Source organism: Salinirubellus litoreus (assembly GCF_037335815.1).
GTDB classification, from domain to species: Archaea; Halobacteriota; Halobacteria; order Halobacteriales; family Haloarculaceae; genus Salinirubellus; species Salinirubellus litoreus.
This window is the reverse complement of the sequence record NZ_CP147841.1, coordinates 3770068-3787705: the sequence shown is the minus strand read 5'-3', so window position 1 is coordinate 3787705 and position 17638 is coordinate 3770068. Positions and strand designations below refer to the sequence as shown.

Annotated in this window: 19 protein-coding genes and 1 pseudogene; 1 reads left to right on the top strand and 19 read right to left on the bottom strand. The window is 60.9% G+C overall.

Features of this window, described 5'->3' with window-relative positions; genetic code table 11:
- Positions 1-43 precede the first annotated feature (43 nt).
- From WDJ58_RS18900 to WDJ58_RS18860, 9 genes are all read right to left on the bottom strand, one after another.
- Entirely contained in the window at positions 44-484 is a 441-nt protein-coding gene (locus WDJ58_RS18900) for a hypothetical protein (protein ID WP_338914852.1), read from the bottom strand.
- Between the two features lie 3 nt (positions 485-487).
- On the bottom strand, positions 488-1030 hold the full coding sequence (locus tag WDJ58_RS18895; RefSeq protein WP_338914851.1) for a DUF7342 family protein: 543 nt from the start codon (positions 1028-1030) through the stop codon (positions 488-490).
- A 260-nt stretch (positions 1031-1290) separates the two neighbouring features.
- Entirely contained in the window at positions 1291-2463 is a 1173-nt protein-coding gene (locus tag WDJ58_RS18890) for an RNA-guided endonuclease TnpB family protein (protein ID WP_380661245.1), read from the bottom strand.
- A 2-nt stretch (positions 2464-2465) separates the two neighbouring features.
- On the bottom strand, positions 2466-2855 hold the full coding sequence (gene tnpA, locus WDJ58_RS18885; RefSeq protein ID WP_338914849.1) for an IS200/IS605 family transposase: 390 nt from the start codon (positions 2853-2855) through the stop codon (positions 2466-2468).
- A gap of 292 nt (positions 2856-3147) precedes the next feature.
- Positions 3148-3600 (bottom strand): hypothetical protein, encoded by a 453-nt coding sequence (locus tag WDJ58_RS18880; RefSeq protein ID WP_338914848.1) that lies wholly within the window; start codon positions 3598-3600, stop codon positions 3148-3150.
- 814 nt (positions 3601-4414) lie between these two features.
- Positions 4415-4876, bottom strand: coding sequence for a DUF6884 domain-containing protein (locus tag WDJ58_RS18875; RefSeq protein ID WP_338914847.1), 462 nt, complete (start codon positions 4874-4876; stop codon positions 4415-4417).
- On the bottom strand, positions 4869-5222 hold the full coding sequence (locus tag WDJ58_RS18870) for a DUF7718 family protein (RefSeq protein ID WP_338914846.1): 354 nt from the start codon (positions 5220-5222) through the stop codon (positions 4869-4871). Before WDJ58_RS18870 ends, WDJ58_RS18875 begins: the two co-directional genes overlap by 8 nt.
- Before the next feature lie 4 nt (positions 5223-5226).
- Positions 5227-5604, bottom strand: coding sequence for a MarR family transcriptional regulator (locus tag WDJ58_RS18865; protein ID WP_338914845.1), 378 nt, complete (start codon positions 5602-5604; stop codon positions 5227-5229).
- 341 nt (positions 5605-5945) lie between these two features.
- Positions 5946-7316, bottom strand: a complete 1371-nt coding sequence (locus WDJ58_RS18860) for a PD-(D/E)XK nuclease family protein (protein ID WP_338914844.1) — start codon at positions 7314-7316, stop codon at positions 5946-5948.
- Positions 7317-7473: 157 nt separating this feature from the next.
- Here WDJ58_RS18860 and WDJ58_RS18855 point away from each other — a divergent pair.
- Positions 7474-8655: pseudogene (locus WDJ58_RS18855) on the top strand (ATP-binding protein); the annotation flags it as partial.
- A 235-nt stretch (positions 8656-8890) separates the two neighbouring features.
- Here the strand turns inward: WDJ58_RS18855 and WDJ58_RS18850 are convergent.
- The 10 genes from WDJ58_RS18850 to mntA all read right to left on the bottom strand — a co-directional run bounded on the left by WDJ58_RS18850 (position 8891) and on the right by mntA (position 17635).
- Complete coding sequence (locus WDJ58_RS18850) at positions 8891-9382, bottom strand: hypothetical protein (protein ID WP_338914843.1); 492 nt, start codon at positions 9380-9382, stop codon at positions 8891-8893.
- Complete coding sequence (locus tag WDJ58_RS18845; RefSeq protein ID WP_338914842.1) at positions 9357-9902, bottom strand: winged helix-turn-helix domain-containing protein; 546 nt, start codon at positions 9900-9902, stop codon at positions 9357-9359. Before WDJ58_RS18845 ends, WDJ58_RS18850 begins: the two co-directional genes overlap by 26 nt.
- A gap of 344 nt (positions 9903-10246) precedes the next feature.
- Positions 10247-11080, bottom strand: coding sequence for an SWIM zinc finger family protein (locus WDJ58_RS18840; RefSeq protein WP_380661240.1), 834 nt, complete (start codon positions 11078-11080; stop codon positions 10247-10249).
- A 321-nt stretch (positions 11081-11401) separates the two neighbouring features.
- Positions 11402-12775, bottom strand: coding sequence for an ATP-binding protein (locus WDJ58_RS18835; protein WP_338914840.1), 1374 nt, complete (start codon positions 12773-12775; stop codon positions 11402-11404).
- A gap of 486 nt (positions 12776-13261) precedes the next feature.
- Positions 13262-14305, bottom strand: coding sequence for a transcription initiation factor IIB family protein (locus WDJ58_RS18830; RefSeq protein WP_338914839.1), 1044 nt, complete (start codon positions 14303-14305; stop codon positions 13262-13264).
- A gap of 760 nt (positions 14306-15065) precedes the next feature.
- Entirely contained in the window at positions 15066-15395 is a 330-nt protein-coding gene (locus WDJ58_RS18825; protein ID WP_338914838.1) for a hypothetical protein, read from the bottom strand.
- A gap of 9 nt (positions 15396-15404) precedes the next feature.
- Positions 15405-15761: a hypothetical protein gene (locus tag WDJ58_RS18820; protein ID WP_380661237.1), complete on the bottom strand. Its 357-nt coding sequence runs from the start codon at positions 15759-15761 to the stop codon at positions 15405-15407.
- 186 nt (positions 15762-15947) lie between these two features.
- Positions 15948-16280: a ribbon-helix-helix domain-containing protein gene (locus WDJ58_RS18815; protein ID WP_338914836.1), complete on the bottom strand. Its 333-nt coding sequence runs from the start codon at positions 16278-16280 to the stop codon at positions 15948-15950.
- Between the two features lie 139 nt (positions 16281-16419).
- Complete coding sequence (gene hepT / locus WDJ58_RS18810; protein WP_338914835.1) at positions 16420-17202, bottom strand: type VII toxin-antitoxin system HepT family RNase toxin; 783 nt, start codon at positions 17200-17202, stop codon at positions 16420-16422.
- Positions 17192-17635, bottom strand: coding sequence for a type VII toxin-antitoxin system MntA family adenylyltransferase antitoxin (gene mntA / locus WDJ58_RS18805; RefSeq protein WP_338914834.1), 444 nt, complete (start codon positions 17633-17635; stop codon positions 17192-17194). The genes hepT and mntA overlap by 11 nt, the downstream gene beginning before the upstream one ends.
- Positions 17636-17638: the final 3 nt, after the last annotated feature.

The window sequence follows — 17638 nt, the reverse complement described above, 5'->3', positions numbered from 1 at the left end:
ATGTCCGTACGATGCTGTCGTCAACTCTCGTCTCGCAGATCGGTCACTCGTATGTTGGAAGGACGTCCTCGAGGAGTTCTTCGACGATCTCCCAGAGAATCAGGGATGGCGTCTCGTGGTCGAACGTGATACCCCATCGGTCGGTCTCCTCGTTCGTCGAGTACTGGAAATGAGCCCGGCCGAGGTCAGGATGGTCCTCGTCCTGATGCCAGCCAGCGTGAAATCCGGTGTTCGGGTCGCTGTAGTTCACGCGGAACCAATCGTGTGGAGACTGGCGATACCACGTGACAACCAGTTCCGGAGGGTCTGGTCCGGTTGGCGGATCCAAGCGAGCGGGATCGAATATCGCTTGCAGCTGCCTGGCCTCGACATCGTTTGGGACGTACTCGACGGTCGTGATGTGGGGAACTCGGTCGAGGACGTCCCGCTCCAGCTGTGCATACAGATTCGCGTTCGGATCCCCTCCCGGATGTGGGATCGACATCGGTCAGTTGCTGGCCTCGGCGGACTCCGTTCTCGGCGTCAGGAACTCCCACTCGCGGATCGCAAAGCCGACGATCCGGATGCGACGCTGGAGGTGTTCCCAGTCGCGTGCTAATTCGCGCCGACGCTCCTCGGCTTCCGCGTCCAGATCCGCATCGACGAGCGTCGCCCGGAGTTGATTCGGCGAGTCGACCTCGAACTCGCCCTCCCAATCTCGAATCTGGGCCTTCATCTCCGCGAGCCGGTCGGTCAGCTCCTCGGCGGACCGATCACCGTCGCGAAGTCGCACGGCCTCCTGTAGCGCCTGTTGGCGATAGTCCGGGTAGTAGGTGGTGTGGGGGCCGCTATCGTCGCGACGGAGGACGCCGTCGTCGACGAGTCGCTCGAGGACACGCTTGGTCGGTTCGTGGGACCACTCCGCTTCCGAGGCGATCCAGTTCGCCGTCTGCGGCTCTGCCAGCTGGCGGGCGACCATTCGGACCCGGTCCTCGCCCGTCGTCCGGCGCTGCAGAAGCCCGGTCTCGGGGTCACCTTCGTTCTCGGCCATGACCCATCCTTCGAGTTTATTCTTGATATAGATTGAGGCTATTCGACCTATATCGAATCGGGTCGAGGATCGAATCGTCTCGCCGCTGCGGGGGCCGTTCACGAGCCGGACGTCGACCTCGCGGCCGACTTCTCCGGGACAGTCGTCCGGACACAGACATTCGCGCCCCTCGCGGTGATGGTGTTCGCGGCGCTCGCGGTGGTGGCGGTCGGCACTGGTGGCGTGCTCGGGCGCCGAGCCGGCAGTGACCTCTCCCACGACTAACGTCGCGGGCTTCCCTCACGGAGGGTTATGCCCACGTCGTCTGGGGAGTTCGCAGGTTCCATCTCACCGTTGGTTCCTTCGAGTACGACCTGCGTTTCGGGCTGAGCCACAACAGCCCCCACCGTCGATAGCGGACTCTGAATGTTCTTACCGACGGCTCGTTTGCCGATGTTCGTCGCGCCATTCTTGTCGCCGTTGTCGTCCAGCCCACAGTCGTGGCACTCCACTCGGCCCTGCATCTCACGACTCGTGTTCTGCGACCCGCACCGCCAGCACGTCATAGACGTGTCGTACTCTTTCACTGGGATGCACTCTCGTCCATCGAGGTGGGACTTATACGTGAGGATGTTCGCCATCTTCGCATACGGCATCTTGTGGGTCTTGTCGTTCACGTACCGTCCCTTGTCGTTGTCGAAGCGCAACCCCGTCATATCACCGAATACGATGACGGCGTTTCGTTCTCGGGCACGAACAACGAGTTCGTTCGCCACGTGGTGCAGTTCGTGTTCGATCGTTCGGGACTCCTTGTCACCGAGGCGTTCGATGACCTGCGCTCCCGAGCGAACTTTCGCCTTCCCGATGCTCTTTCGGAGTTGCTTGTAGTGTTCACGAACACGCCGGACTTGCGCGCCGTGGAATACGGTGTCGCGGTCGGAGAGGAACGTGCTGACGGCTATCCACTTCGCCCCCATATCGACGGCGAGAACGTCGTCGTACTCGTCTGCAACGGCCACAGACCGCTTGCAGACGAGGTGGACATACCACTCGCCGTCTCGGTGGACGAGTTCCGAGTCGCGGATACATTCGTCGGTGAGTAGGTGCGTGTCCTTCTCGGGGACGCGAACGGGCACCCAGATGCTGTCCCCGCGTTCCTTTTCGGGGTTGTAGACGGGGAGTTTGAACCACCACGACGAGAGAACCGTGTCCTTGTCGTGTTCGATGGTGATGCAGTCGTTGCGGAGGACGACGGGTTGCTCGGTGTCCACTCGTGGATTCTTGTTCGACTGGACTTTGCCCGCCTGTTGCTTGGTGGCGGAGTAGAGGTTCGCGTCGTCATCACCGTGAACGGCGTCTTGGAACGCCGAGTATTCGCGTTCGACGAGTCGGGCTTTCCGCTCGGTGAGCGAGTGGAGTTTGACCCGCACCGTGGTGGTGACTCCTCGGCGCATCGTTATCGCCCGTTCTGTGCTTCGATGTACTCCTCGATGGTCTGATCCGACACTTCTCCTGCTGAGGAGACGAAGTACGAGCGCGTCCACAGCGAGGGGAGGCCAAAGTCGAACTCCTCGCGGAGGTTCCGCGAGGTGTAGCCCTTGACCTGTTGGATGATCTTGTTCGGGGCGAGTTTCGGGGTGCCCGTGATGAACAGGTGTACGTGGTCGGGCTGGATTGCCAGTCGGAGGATGTCGAGGTTGAGTTCGTCGGCTTTCTCCTCGATGAGGTGTTCGAGGCGGTCGGCAACCTCGTCCTCGAGTACCGGCTTGCGGTACTTCGGACACCATACGAAGTGGTAGTGGAGGTTGTGAACCGACGTTCGCTCTCGGCTGTACCCCCGTGGCATACCGTTAGATGGACGCAGACTATACTAGGTGCTACGCGTTCATCAACCCTCGGTTGGCTATCGAGGATGGATTGTGTCGTATGTGGTCGGATTCATCCCACGACTGAAGTCGTGGGCTTTCTCCTCGATTTTGTGTAATCGCCGTTCAGGTTCGGCGCCTCCGAGGTCAGGGCTGAGTGACCGACCCGACTGTGTTCCCGTCCGACCAGCGAGTTGCGCGTATGAAGAGACGCGAAAATCCGAACGGGTGATGCGTCACGAGGGACACTGTGACCAGTCCTTCCCGGGGCCGTTACGGCGGGTTTGATGCACTATTCAGTTGGTCCATATCGGCGTTCACGTACGCTGCTCGCCACATCGCGTGGACTGCACGGGTCACGAGTGAGACCTCGATCACGTCGATACAGGACGGTTCGGTTGCCGAAGTGGCGGCATCGGGCGGGGGATGAACGTGGCTCTCGGGTGCGTGTGTATTCGGGTGACGATCGAATCGCCAGTTGACGTCCGCAGCATCGACGTAATGAAACGAATACATCCACCGTTCGCTCCATTGGATATCGATCCGCGCGGCGTCGGCGTCTCTGAGCCCGTCGGTGAGACTGATCTGCAGCTCCGTTGGTGAGACGACGTCGTCGTACGAGGTTGCGTCGACGATCGGCTCGAGTTCGAGCCAGGGGTCGCGAATCCGCTGGAGAGCCGGGAGATAGATCGGTCCGAACTCGCCGGCGCGGTCGTCGTTGCTCATAGGAACCTCAAGGCGGATACCACGGGCGTTAGCCCGTGGAGGAAGCCGACATGGTGCCGTCCTTCCCGATTTCTTTCGCCTGTCCGGTTTCCGAACGTGAAAGATACGTTTAGGTATGTGTTGATTGTGTGTCATGGTACTGCATCCGAATCAAAACGGTTCGGGTGGAGGGACCACTGTAAGCTGGCCCGGAACTCGGGAGCCATCGACGGATTGCCACTCCCATCGGGTGATAGGAGGGACGTTCCGAAGCGACCCACCGAGGTCGTGTACATCTGGTACTGCACCGCCATACGGCGGGTGAGAAATCCCCTGCTCACTTCCGAGGTGACGCACCCGAGGCTCACCGGGAATTAAACGGCGGTGATACGACCATCGGGGTCGTCGTACACGCGGCCTCGGTCTGTCGCAGGTCGGTGGCTGGAAACCCATTATGGGGGAAATACCGCGGCCTTCAGACCGTGGTAGCTTACAGGGCTAGCTCCACGCTTGGAACAAATTACTATCTGGAAAAACCTATTCTTTCCACCGCCTCCGTACGTGGGTTAGACCACGTGGTCCGCTACCGTCTCTTGATGCACCCCGGCCGTCGTCGGCGTGACGTTCCCGGATTCGGCGGCTTCATTATGCATTACCAACCTCTTCTCTCCTTGATTGAGAAGTGAACGGGACTCCACAGGAGAGCACGGGCCTCACATTTTGTTCCCGAATGAACAATAAGGGACGTCTTCCCCGTTTTTATGTTCCGCCCCGAATGGATGCAGTAGCACAAACACACGACTTCCCTCAATAGGGGTGAGGGCATGAGCTTGGATCATCTGGTGGCCTCCTTTAGTACCGACATCTGCTCGTCGATCCCACTGGTTCCCTCGAACGGGTCGATGATCTTGACGTCGGCATGGAGCTGTATCGAGGTGATCGCATCGACGACCGGCTCACGGTAGTCCTTCCCGAGCAGTAGGTGGATCTGGACGTAGTCGAGTTTGTCACAGATCATGCCCAGAACGCGCGTGAAGGACGTCGAGACCCCCTCGGCCCACTTCTGGCGCTCTTCGTCGGTCATGCCCGAGACAGTCGTATAGTAGTCGTCGATCCTCTCGATGGGGTGGAGGAGACCGTACTCGGCCGAGACGATTATCCAGCTGTCGCCGGTTGTCTCTGCGTACTCGCGCTTGAGCGTGAAGTAGTTTGAACTGTACTTGTTTTTCGCAGCCATCCGGCCCTCGTGTTTGGCCTTTCCGCAGCCGACGAGGACGAGTGTGAATGGATCAGTCATTATGATGATGGTTCTGCAGGTACTGGTCAGCGTACTCCCGCCAATTCGAGAGGAGATCTCGTCGAGCGTCCTCGTAGGTGTAGTCCTGCCCAAGCCACTCCTTTCGCTGTCCAGACTCGTAGAGATGATCGAAGTGTGGCTCCCCGTGCTTCGTATCGATACGAGCCACCTCGACGTGCGATTCGTACGGGGCGTCTGGCTGGTAGTGGATCGTGATACCCCACTCGTCGGCGTCTTCGAGGATCGAAAACGAATCAACCGTACTGGGATCGGGTTCGACGAAGATCGTCGCGAAGAAATCGCGCCCTCGGTGAGGTGGGAGATTAAGCGTCCGGAGTTTATACATACAGTCAGTAGATGACGGGCTCGATGACGACGTGTTCGTGCTTCAGTACAGGTCGTTTTGCTTCGCCGTTGCCCTCACCTTCGTAGGTGACTATATCGAGCTCGGCGAGTCGGCGGAGGTCCTTGCTGACTGCACCTTTGTCCCGCCCCAGTTGGCGGGCGAGGTCGCTCACCGATTCAATATTCTTGCCGTGCTGCTTGAGGAACCGGATGATCGCGAGACGCTGGTCGGTGAGGACGTCTCGTCCGTTCTCCCGACGTAGTACAAGGACGTCCGTATACCCTCGCGCATTGAGATCGGCTGCGAACTCGTCCTGCTGAAGGAGGCGCTCAGGAACGGACTCGTCAGGTGACTCACCGACGTCGGAGTCGGGCCGGGACATACCGTGTCTTATGACGTCAACAGTGATAGGCCTGCTGGTCAGCCCTCCTAAACGGCATAGAGGCCAGCGACATGGGATCGGTAATACGAAACGACCGGTGAACCGACCCCACTTTCGATTTGTAAATGTGCCTGGAGTAATCGATAGAGCACTCGTGCGCGGGGTATGGGACCTCGGATGCCGGTGATTTACAGGTGCATTTATACTCCAAGGACGAACGCTCCTCTATCGCTTTGTAAATCAGCCGGAGCCACCGAATATAGGGGCTGAACCGGTTGATTCGAATCTGGGAAAGGAATATTTTACAACGAGGATCGTGCAGGAGACAGACCGTTTATTACTTAATGACCGCCTCCGGTGTCGTCAAGGTCCATTTTCCTCGTTTCCGCATAGATTTCGTCGACTCGTTCAATTAGACGGTGATTCGAGATAATATGGGCGTCGACAGCAGCAGCCAGCGCAGCGATATAACCCGTGAATAGATCGCCGTGTTCATCCACATCAAATCCGTATGTGGCCTCAAGCACGTTCGATTTTCGACCGGGGCGTTCAGTTCGCTCCGGGAGGGCGTTTGCGACACCGTCGTCCGCATTGAACCGGCTCGAGAATTCCGAATAGAACTTCTCGTTCCCCGAGGGCGCGTTTCGGAGGTAGAAGGTCAACTCGTGGTCCTTGAGGACAGTTTCCCGATCGAACTCAGGGCGGTGGAGAAACCCTACGCGCGCGTTCGGTTTCTCGTTTCGGTAGACCGGCTCATCACGGTCGAGGTGAGTCCACCAGTCGGTCGGGAAGAGCCACGCCCACTTACCGTTCGATTGTCGACACAGCCAGTAACGACGGCGATCCGGGCCATCCGGGAGTTCGAGCATCACGTCTTCGTCGGGAACGGGCGGAACGCCCTCGGGATCCTCAACGAGACGAGCATCGCTAAGGGCCCCGGCAAGCTGACGCCCCCAGTTGTCGACGAGCTCGGTCCACTCACTCTCGAAGGCGCTCTCCACCTCGAAGATCTCGTTGTAATAGTCGACGTACAGTCCCGCTTTTTCGGCTTCGTTCTGCTCGTGTTCGGTCATCGTCAGTTCGGTTTCGATCGTATCGATGAAATCATCCAATTGGCTGGTTGTCCGTGCTGGATAGCTCCCGTAGTCAGACTCCTGTACGGCTCGAAGCTGCGATGCGATCCACGACCACGCGACGGGAACGAACTCGGCTGCTTTCGGGTGGGACCGGTCGGGCGTGACATAGAGGTAGTGCCGGCGGTTCTCTGGGACCGCTGTCGGATCGAGGCCGATGTTCTCGAATGAATCGGCACAGACGTATCTCTGAGTCTGGGCGTCTCCTTCCGCGGAATCGATTTTCAACTCGAGGAGGACGAACCACTCATCCTCGCACCACATCACGACATCGAGTCGTCCGCGCGAAGTCGGAACTTCAGTCGCGATCTCTACGTCTTCGAGATCGAAACGTGAAAACTCGAATTCGACATCATCACGACTGCTGAGTCCCTGCAGAAACTGCTCCGTCACGCTATGGTTGAGACCGTGTGGCGCTTCCGGGGTGAGGAAATATGCGAGAAGCCGTTGCCAGTCACCTTCTCGGCGACTCCGTCCGAGGACCTGCAGCGTTGTCGGTGGAGGTTCTTTGGTCTCCGGGAGGCGAGCCAATTGCCGGCTCAATTCATCAAGTCGGCGAGGGAGAATGTTCGATGTCACGGGGTTAATTCAGGTCGTTCGTCAATTAACTCTGTGGCGTATTCGTCCACAATACTCAACATCGGGCCCTCGTCATTTAGCGACCTACCGAGGCCAGTGCGCTACTGTCGTCAGCGGTGACTGACTTACGGAGGACACTCTCACTCTCCTTGAGTTCGAGAAGATTGCTGATCACTTCGATGACCGCGTCCCCCGCATCGATGGGTGGAATGAGGCGTCCGACTACGTCTGCGAGAAACTCGCCACCGAACAGCTCGTCGTCATCGACGAGTTCCCATACCTCATCGAGGAGAACGATTCACTCCCGTCCTATATCCAGTCGTTCGTCGATGAACAGCTCTAGGACACGGAATCGATGCTCGTCCTGTGTGGATCGAGCGTGAGCACGATGGAGTCCGAAGTACTCGGCCACGAGAGTCCGCTTTACGGTCGTCGCACGGGACAGGTCGATCTCCAGCCGTTTTCGTTCCAGCAAGCCCGTGACGTCGTCACGTACGATATCGAGGATGCGATCCGGTCGTTTGCCGTTACTGGAGGGACACCGATGTATCTCACCCTCTTCGACTACGACCGATCCCTCGGTGAGAACATCCGGACACGGATCCTCTCCCCGACAGCCGTGCTCTACAACGAACCCGAGTTCCTGCTCCGAACCGAACTCCGCAGCCCGGCCCGGTACATGAGTATCCTCGAGGCAGTCGCAACGGGACATACGACCCCCAACGAGATCGCCGGTGCGACCGGCGTAGATCCCGGACCGCTGTCGAAGTATCTCCAGACGCTCCGTCGCCTGCGCCTCATCGATCGTGATGTCCCCGTGACAGCGTCAGCGAAGCAGTCGAAGCGGTCGCGGTATCGGGTCGCCGACGAGTTCCTCCGCTTCTGGTTTCGGTTCATCGAGCCGAACCGTTCCAGTATCGAGGAGGCTCCCGAAGTCGTCTACGACGGGCTGATCGAAGCTGATCTCCCCGACCACGTCGCAGTAACGTTCGAGGACGTATGCCGGGAGGTCGTATGGGAAGCGATTCGGCGTGACGGCCTCGGCCCGTACTCCGCAGTCGGGCGGTGGTGGTATGGAGAAGACGAAATCGACATCGTCGGGCTCGCTCCGGATGCCGACCGGATTCTGCTCGCGGAATGTAAATGGACGACTGAACCCGTCGGTCACTCCCTCGCCGCACAACTACGCGACAAGGCCGAGCGTGTTCGATGGGGGCCGAGCACGCGGGACGAGGCGTTCGCGTTGTTCTCGAAGAGCGGATTCGTTGACGGGCTCGTCGACGAGTTAGGCGACAACTGGTCGCTGTTCGATCTTACCGAGATCGACGCCTATCTCTGATCCCCACCCGGACGACATCGTGAATTCGTACGCATAGTCGAAAGGAATCGGAACGTCGGCCCGTTTGCTCCGGCGATTTCCCTCGTCGGAGGGAGGGAGGAACTGGATGTACGAGTTCTCCTGGTGGGTCTGTGTGCCCCGTTCGTCCGGGATCGTGACACGTAGCGAGTGGAAGCCCACCCCTTCAGGGGTGGAGGGTGTCAAGGCTTCCACCCCGTTCAGGACGGGGAGGATGTCACGGTGGGTTGATCGCGTCGTTGAGCAGGTCGACAGTCCCACTGTCGTACCCGGCCCGCCACAACTGATGGACGGCACGGGCAACGAGTACGAGCTCCCGGACGGTGATACAGGACGCGTCGACATCTTCGTCGTTGCTGGACGCGTTCGGCGGCGGGTGGTAGTGGGCGTCACCGGCAGAGACGGTGTAGTCGTGCGGATGCACGTCCCAGCGCAGATTCCGGCCTGTGTCGTCGCTGTAATGGACGTTGTAGTCGTCCTGTACCGACCACCGGACGGTGAAGGTCGCCGTCGAAGCCTCGCCGATGCCGTCCTCGAGATGGAGCCGCAGTTCACCGGGGTTCAACGGGTCGTCCAGTGAGCCGCTCGCGAGCGGTTCGAGGCGTTCGAACTCGGTTCGGAAGTCGTGGAGTGCGCCGGCATCAATTGCGCCACGAAGCGAGTGAAATTCATCCTGCATCGCGTCAACCGAGCAGTCCAGCGGGTTCACCCGATCGAGCGTCCTCCCCGATGGTCTCCTCGGCGTCCGCGAGCGCGAGGGCGGCCCGCGCGAGCTTCAGGTTCCGACGCGCCGTCTGCCACTCCGTCACCGCCTCCGGGTCCAACTCCGCATCGGCGACGGTCGCTGCGGTGGGCGACTCGGCCCCCGTTCGCTCCTCGAACTCGCGGACGGTCTCGCGCAACTCCGCGATACGCGTCGACAACGTCTCGATGTCCATCGAGTCGAGGATCTGCTGGGCCCGCTCGAGGACGACCGACCGTGGGGCGCGTTTGTACCACGTCCCTCGCTCGTCCGGCCGGGAGACGGCCTCGACGAACCCGTCCTCGGCGAGGACGCCGAGGTGCTTGCGGGCGGTCGTCTCGGACGTCAGCGCCCGCTCGGCGATAGTGGCAACTGACTGCGGGTCGTACGTCCGCTTCATCACGGTGCGGACGCGCTCGCCTGGAGTGGTGTCTGCCTTCCACTCCTCGGTGACGCGCTCGTTCACGTCGGCCGGAACATCAGTCATACTCGAGCTTGTTCGGCTAAGCATATTACTCTTGGGAGTAATATATTCACACGAGCTCCCGTGAGACTGCCTCTCGTCGGGGCCTCCAGCCCCGCACTCCAGTCTACGGTATGGTCGATACAACGGACTGGGTTTCGCGTATCGGTTCGTTCTCGCTAGGGACGAGAACCCGAATCCAAATCTTGGTACCGATGGCCGCGGAGATCCTCAAAGTCGCCGCCGAGGATGACGACAAATCCGGCTTCGCACATGACACTATCCCGCGACAGGTCGAGCGCAGGGCTGCACAAAGCACAGCCGCAGGATGAAGACGATGTCCGAGCAGACGATGTTCTCGAATACGGTCATCCACAGCACCATGTTTCGGGATCGGTGTCAGTTCGTTCTCGAAGCTCGTCCGCGGCCCGCACGAACCGCTCTCGGAGGTAGTCGGTTCCCGACACCGCTCGTTCTTCGAGGAACCGCACGTGCTCGGCGGTCTCTCCTACCCCGAACTCGCCAGCCACCACGCAGTCGACGTAGCCGTCGAGCGCTCGCTGAAACGCCTGCGCGAAGTGATCGTACGCGCCATCGACGAGGTCCATGTTGTCGTCGAGGCCTTCCACAAGTGCGCGGTACACCGTCGCTGCCGACCGATACTCGTCCCGTGCCCGGTGTTCTTCGGCGAGATCGAAGAACTCCGAGAAGTCGATGGGCTCGAAGACGACGGCGTAGTCCGGATTCGTCTCCTCGAACAGCCGGTCGATCTTCGCACGGAGTTCATCGACCGAGCGGGTCGTCGGTTCGCCGAATCGAGCGAGCAAGCGGTCGCACAGCGACGGGTCCGTTCGCAGTTTCTCACGGAAGAACGCCCTGAGTTCGTCGTCCCCGGCGCGTTCGAGTACTGTGTCGATCCGCTCGCTCTCGTCGGCCGGGAGCCCGTCTGCGAGTCGTAACAGCACCGCGACGACGTGCTTGCAGGCGCCCGGTCCGTCGTACGGGCAACCGCACTGCGGGTCGAACCCCTCCGCCGAGAGATCGAGCGTCATGTCGTAGTCCCGACTCCCGCTGACGACAGCTGTGATCGTGTCGTCGAAGCGAGACAGTTGCTGGATCCGCCCCTCCGCCAGATAGGTCTCCCCGCGCTCGTAGACGGCGTCGGTACAGAGGTCTCGAATGGCGTCCTCCGTGATGTTCATGACCTGCGACGACTCAGTACCGGTGTTCGCGGTCGGGTCCCTTAATCTCCTCTGGCCGAGATTCAGCACGTACCAGAAACCATTATGACTGGGCACGTCGGGACCCCTCGCGCTTCAGCGCAAGGAGGATATCAACAGTGAACCGAGCGGGTGCCTGACCCCAATGTACGAGCATATCGGTAGCTCAGAGCAACCACGGTAGCGCTCAGCGAACAGCAGAACGGGATGGAATCCACACTCCCACTACCCATACCGAGCGATCGGCTCTTTCGGTTTACAGCGACCGGTGATATCCTCGTCCTGCTCGCCAGTAAATCGGGTCTATCCGTTTGAGACGAGATCGGATATTCCGAAGAGATGGACATCCTCACGTGAATCCGCGGTGCGCTTGAGATCCTCGGAAAACCCGGATCTGCTGAACAAGACGTACACGTTGTCCGGAGCCTCTGGCATATCCGACCACTGAACCTCTGTTGCGGTTCCCTCGAGATCCGAGAGCACGCCCTCACTCACGGGTGTTGACGTGAACTTACACTCACCAGCCACGAGCCCCTCGTCAGTGAGACCGAGCACGTCCAGTTCGTGCTCTTTGAACCACCATTGCCCGACCGCGCGGAATCGTCGATCGACAAGGGTCGGGAGCGACTGTTGGCAGAGACGCTCGAACAACGGACTCACGTAATCGGCGAGCTCGGGCGCGACCAGTTCCTCATAGGCATCATCGCCAAGCAGACGGAGCTGGTCCTGGTTTCCGTAGACGAACCGAAACCAGAAGCGGAACAGCGGGGCAGCGATCCGATATCGCCCCCGTTTCGAGGCAGTCGCCGACTCCGTGACCGGAATATGTCGTTCGACGAGGCGCAGCCGCCGGAGCTTCTGGAGGTACGAGCTGAGCGACTGTGATTCGACACCAGCCATACCCGCGATCTCGTTCGGGGTTCGCCGGCCATGGGCGAGCGCGCGAAGAATGCTGAAGTACGTGTTCGGCTGGCGGAGGTCGGTTCGAAGCAGGAACTCGGGCTCGGAATACAACAGCCCCCGTTCCGAGAGAATCGACTGCTGGACGTTCCTCCCGAGCGACTCTTCGGGATCGATCGTCTGGAGATAGAAGGGCGTACCACCATAGATCGACCAGGCCATGACGGCAGTTTCAGCATCATACGCGGGGAAGAACTGGCGTGCGTCAGCGGTCGTGAGTGGTTCGAGGTCGATCGTCGCGGTTCGCCGACCGTACAACGGCGCGCCTCCGGAGAGGACCTTGTCCTCCATGACACTGATCGAGGAGCCGACGAGAACGAGCGTCATCCCGGTCGCCTCTAGATGCAGATCCCAGACGCGCTGAATCCGGGAGGTGAGCGACTCGTCCTCCTCGATAAGAAAGGGGAACTCGTCAACGACCACGACAGCATCCTGCTCACCGAGCGCCTGGAGAAGAACCTCCCAGTCGCGTCTGACGGTCTGTGTCGATGGAAACTGCGCTGTGGCGGTCTCGACGAATTGCTCGAGTTGGTTCTGCGCGGTCGATTCGACTGCCTGGTAGTAGACGGCGTCGTCGCGATCAGCGATCGACTGGCGAACGAGTTCGCTCTTCCCGAGACGACGGCGGCCATAAATGACGACGAAATCCGCCGTGTCGGACTCGTAACAGTCCGTGAGTCGGTCGAGTTCGGTCTCTCGATCAACGAACCGGGCCATACAGCGCGTAGCGTGCCCCAGCGATTAGAACTTCCGATTTCTGAAATCGTAATTTCTGAAAACTAGATTTCTACTTTTGATAGGCCGGGCGGCGAGCACGACTCGGCGTAGCATACCCGCAGGCCCCTCAATGAGCACCGACAGGACATCCTGCACCACCTAGTCGCGTAACTACCTCGATTTCGGGGGCGGATAGAGAAAATCATCGAGCACCCGGAGTCCACATTACTCTCTTGGACGGATTCTGGATACGTGCGCTACTGTCCTGCGGCTAAGTACTCGCTCCAACTCACGCTATCAGCGATTGGATTGACCGACAGCATCCATCGGTACCTTTCGCCGTGTTCGCTCCGTCTGCCACTGAAACACCGCATGAGACCGTCTTGCATCACGGTCGTGGCTGCGCGCGCAGCGCTAGCGAGCACGGAGCGGAGGGTGGGGCGGTGGCTGGTGGGTGGGGGTCAAAAAAGAAAGAGGACGACCGCTTCAGTCCGCCGCGACCAGCTCGGCCACCTCAGTCGTCGTCTTCAACCGCCGCTCGGCCGCGTCGTACAGCTTTCGGGAGTACCGCGCGACCCGTCCTTTCGTCGTCGGGAGCGTCCGTTCGACGGCCACCGCGACCTCACCCTGCGTCACCGATTTCCCATCGGTCAGCCGATCAGCCGCGTAGACGGCCGCTCCGGCCACGCTCATCCGCGACGTCCCCGGTCCGATCGGCTCCGAATCGGCCACCCGCATCAGCCGATCCGCGATCCGGACCAGTTCGATACCGGTCCCGACGTCCACCGCATCGTCGAGCGCCGCGACCACCTGGTCGACCGCCCGGTCTCTGACTGGGGGTGCATCCACATCCGTCTGGAGGCGGATCTTCCGGGCGGCCGCACACACCCGCTCTTCGGGGGCCTTCGCATACTCTGCGATCTCGGTCGGCGTCCGATCAATGCTCGCTCGGCGCGCTGCCAGCAACACCGCCCCCGCGGCCAGCGACTCCCAGGCCATCCGCCCGCCCGGAAGCCGCGCCTCCTTGGCCGCTTCGAGGTACCGCGAGGCATCCGTCTGGACGTGTTCGGGGATACTGAGATTCGCCCCGATCATCCCGATATCACGGAAGCCCTCGTTCAGCCGGTTGTCACGCTTGGAGTCCATCTGGAAGCGCTTGTGCCGCCTTCTGAGCCGCCCCATCCGCTCTCTCTGCTTCGAGGAGAGCGCGTTGCCCTTCCCGTCGGTGTTGAGGAAGAACGTCGTATGGAGGCCCTTGTCGACCCGCAGCTCCGTGGTGGGTTCGACCGCCCACTCGCCCTTTCGATCCGTCGAATCGGGCGCATGGGCTTTCAGCCCTGGCTTCCGCTCCAGCGCATCGATCGTCACGACCAGCCCGCAGTCGGCACACACCGCCTCACAGTCCTCCGAAACTACCCGTCCATCGCACTCGGGACAGGTCGGCCGCCAGGCCACGTTCCGCGCGTCGAACCGTTCGTTTCCGCTCGATCCATCCGAACCTTCATCAGCGAAGATGTCTCTAGCTATCATTGGTCTACTCAGACCGAAGGCGCTTCCTCGGCGCCTTTCTCCGACGACCACGGTCCTCAGCCGTGGCTACCAGCGCCACTGCACCGACTGACTCTGCGCGCGCCGTCTCGCGCCTTCGCGAGCGCCCTCGGGCGCGAGCGGCGCGCGCCACCGACAGGTGAGACATCCAGCCCCGCGCGGGAAGCGGCCGCCCGGAGCGAGCGGCCAGCGGAGTAAGCGTCGCGGGGTGAGCAGCCACGCCGCGCAACCCCCGGCGCTTACCCGCTGGCGTCGAGGGCACATGCACTTCAGCCCGGCAGCCCGCCCGCGACCGCAGGCAGGCAGCCCGGAATGGTCGGTCGCGAGCGACAGCGCGAACGGCGACGGCGTGGCCGACCGAGGGAGGCCACGGGCGAGCGGTGACCGCAGGGAACCGCGAGCCAGGAGCCGTAAGCGCGCGGAGGGCGGCCCGACGCGCGGGGTGGGCCGGAGAGACACACCGTCCAACCCAACATCGACGCTGGACGAATCAGCCACGCTCCTGGCGGACTGAAAGGGCGAAGGCGCTCGACGAACCCCGGCGATGTAAGGACCGCAGGAGCGAACGACGTGAGCGACGAGGACCGCGGCGAGCCGCGGGAGTCGAGCGCCCGAGGGCTTTCAAGCGACTCAACGCGTGTCGTCTCGACGTCATTCAAACGTTGCGCTGACCACTCTTGCTCTCCCGAGCTCACGGGCGGTCACCGCCCGTGAACGGCCGAGGGCTTTCAGGTGTGAGGGCTCAGCTGGTTTGCTCCGCGTTCAACTCTCGCAGGAACCAGCCGGCCGTCGTTCCGATACGCACGCCATCGATGTTGCGCATATTGAGGCCGACCGTGGCTGTCCGAAACGGGTAGTGCTCGACGAGAATACGGCGGATAACGGTTCGGACGATCTCCGCTCCATACTGATCGACAATCGCTGCCATCGCCTCGTCGAGATGGGCGTCCTGGTGGTCCGCACGTGGCTCCTGTGCTCGCTCGAACACGAGTGCGATGACGTCGTCAACCGACGCGTGGACTGGCTCCCCCGTCCGTTCTCGAACATCGTAGAGAGCGTCGGTATCGGTCACGAGTCGTCCCTACTCCCCGTCGACATCCTCAGGCGAGTCAGACCCAGCAGTTTCGAGACGCCGCTGACGGCGAACCGCTGTGAGGGCATCCTCGAGCGTCGCGAGCTCGTCGATCGCCTCGGCCTCACTCATGATCTCGTCGAGAAGCGCGGCTCGCTCGACCGCCTGGGAATCACCTTCGGTTGTCTCGATAGAATCGATGATCACTGACCGTTCTTCGCTCCACCCACACGCCCAGCAATCTCTGGCGACGAAGATCGACTCGTCTTCGGCGGCGGCGAGCAGTGCATCCGCCACTGATGCCGAGAGTGGCTGGTCCGGCCCCACTTCCATCGTGACCGGACCGCCACACGCAGGGCATTCCATACCGATACCGAGTACCGCTGCCGATTTCAATATGTGGGGCCAATGTCATTTACTCACACGATGCCGAGGGGACGGTCGTAGCAAGACAGCCCATCAGAGAACGAGTCCGATGGAGATCCCAGGGCGTGAGTGCGGCTGGCTCCAACTGGGTGAACGACCCGCACCCCCATCCATATTCGAGGATCGTCACGCGTCGGATCCGTACACCTGCTCGGACGTTTCCTCCCGTGCCTCTTCGACGGCTCGTTCGAGGTCGTCTGCATCGACGTTCCCGCCGAGCGCCGCGAGCCCGGCGTTGATCTCGCTATCGGGCGCGCGGCGCTGTTCAGCCTGCGCGAGGAGCTGCTCGAGCCGAAGCGCGGCGATTGCTGTGTCGTTGTTGAGCTTGCGGAGATGGGCACGGCAGGCTTCCTTGATGAACTCGCTCTTGTTCGTGTAGATCCCCGTTTCATCGAGGAATCGCTCGATCTCGGTGTCGAGGTCGACCGGGAACCTGACGCTCACACTCGCGTAGTTCATTGTAGTACCATCGTGCTACAGGGTATAAATAGCGTGCTCAAACTCTCTCCTCCGTTAGTAGACAGAGGGTAGTCGGCAATACGTCTCGTTCGACGGGATACTCATCGAGTTCGCGAACGAAGTCGGATTCGTCCTACGGTTAAAGCCGTGGACTTCCCCCTGGGTCATGTGAACGATGGTATGGCCGGAGCGTCCTGTGTATTCTGGCCGAGAGCCCGGATACCGATACTATCTCAACTCGTCTTCGTAGTACTCCACGGTGACATCCTCCTCGCCGTACACGACGAGGCTTCCCACGGCCCCGCACCGCTGGGTTGGGAACGTACGTTTCCGACCCGACGTGTCGATGGGAGTGCCACGCCCCCGTTACTCCTATCCGCCGGTGGGTTCGGGTGGTTCTGCCCCGGTGACTCGGAGGTATCTCAGTTCTTTTGTGTCGGTGATACTGACTCACTCCCCAGACAGCATACGTGTGCGTGTCGGATTCACGCCCGCCGTACACGGCGGGATTCTCTCCTTGATGAAAGATAGCTTCCGCGAAGCGTTCAAACCGATCGAGATCCTGTAGCTGGCGATACACCTCTGGCTGACGGACCGCCTCATAATCATGCGTGAGCGGGTTTCGAAAGCCGGTCATTTCGATCATCTGCTCGCCGAGCGGCTCCGGGAGGATACCGGCCTCAACCAGCGTCTGCATATCCCCTGCTGCACTCCCTGTGTCTGGGAGCTCCTCTGCAGCTCTGATGTGAGCTGCGAGATCGATACACGTGTTGATCAGGTTGTTAAACAGGCGTTCGACAACGCGTTGCGTTCGATCGTTGTCGAGGTACGCAGCCTCGTCGATCTGCTGTTCGTCTCGAAGGTGTCGAAGATACCGCTCGATGGCCTCAAGCTTCCGTATCACCACCTCGTCATCGACCATACGTGCCCTGCTCGAGCCGCCGCAGCAATGCGTCCCGATCTCGCTTCCGGTCGGTCGCCGTCTGTTCGTACGCCTTGGCGACCTGCTGTCTGTAGTCCGCGACAGTCTCCTCGTCACCGACGAGGAGTACACCCTCTTGGAGGGCCGAGTGGGCAATCTCCGTCGGGAGATGGTCGAGCTCGCTCACGTCGACGTCGTCGCGACCGAGCAGGGCCATCAGTTCACCGGCGATACGATTTCGTCGCTGAAATCGCTCGTCGGGTTCTAGATCATCCGAGAGCTTTACGACCAAGTCGACGTCACTCCGATCAGTGGCCGTCCCCGTGACCTGCGAGCCGAACAGGAGCGCGAATTCGAGCGGCTGGTCGCGCAGATACCTCCGGATGTCCTCGATGTCGGACGCGAGGTCAGTAGATCCCTCCTCGGGAGCCATAAC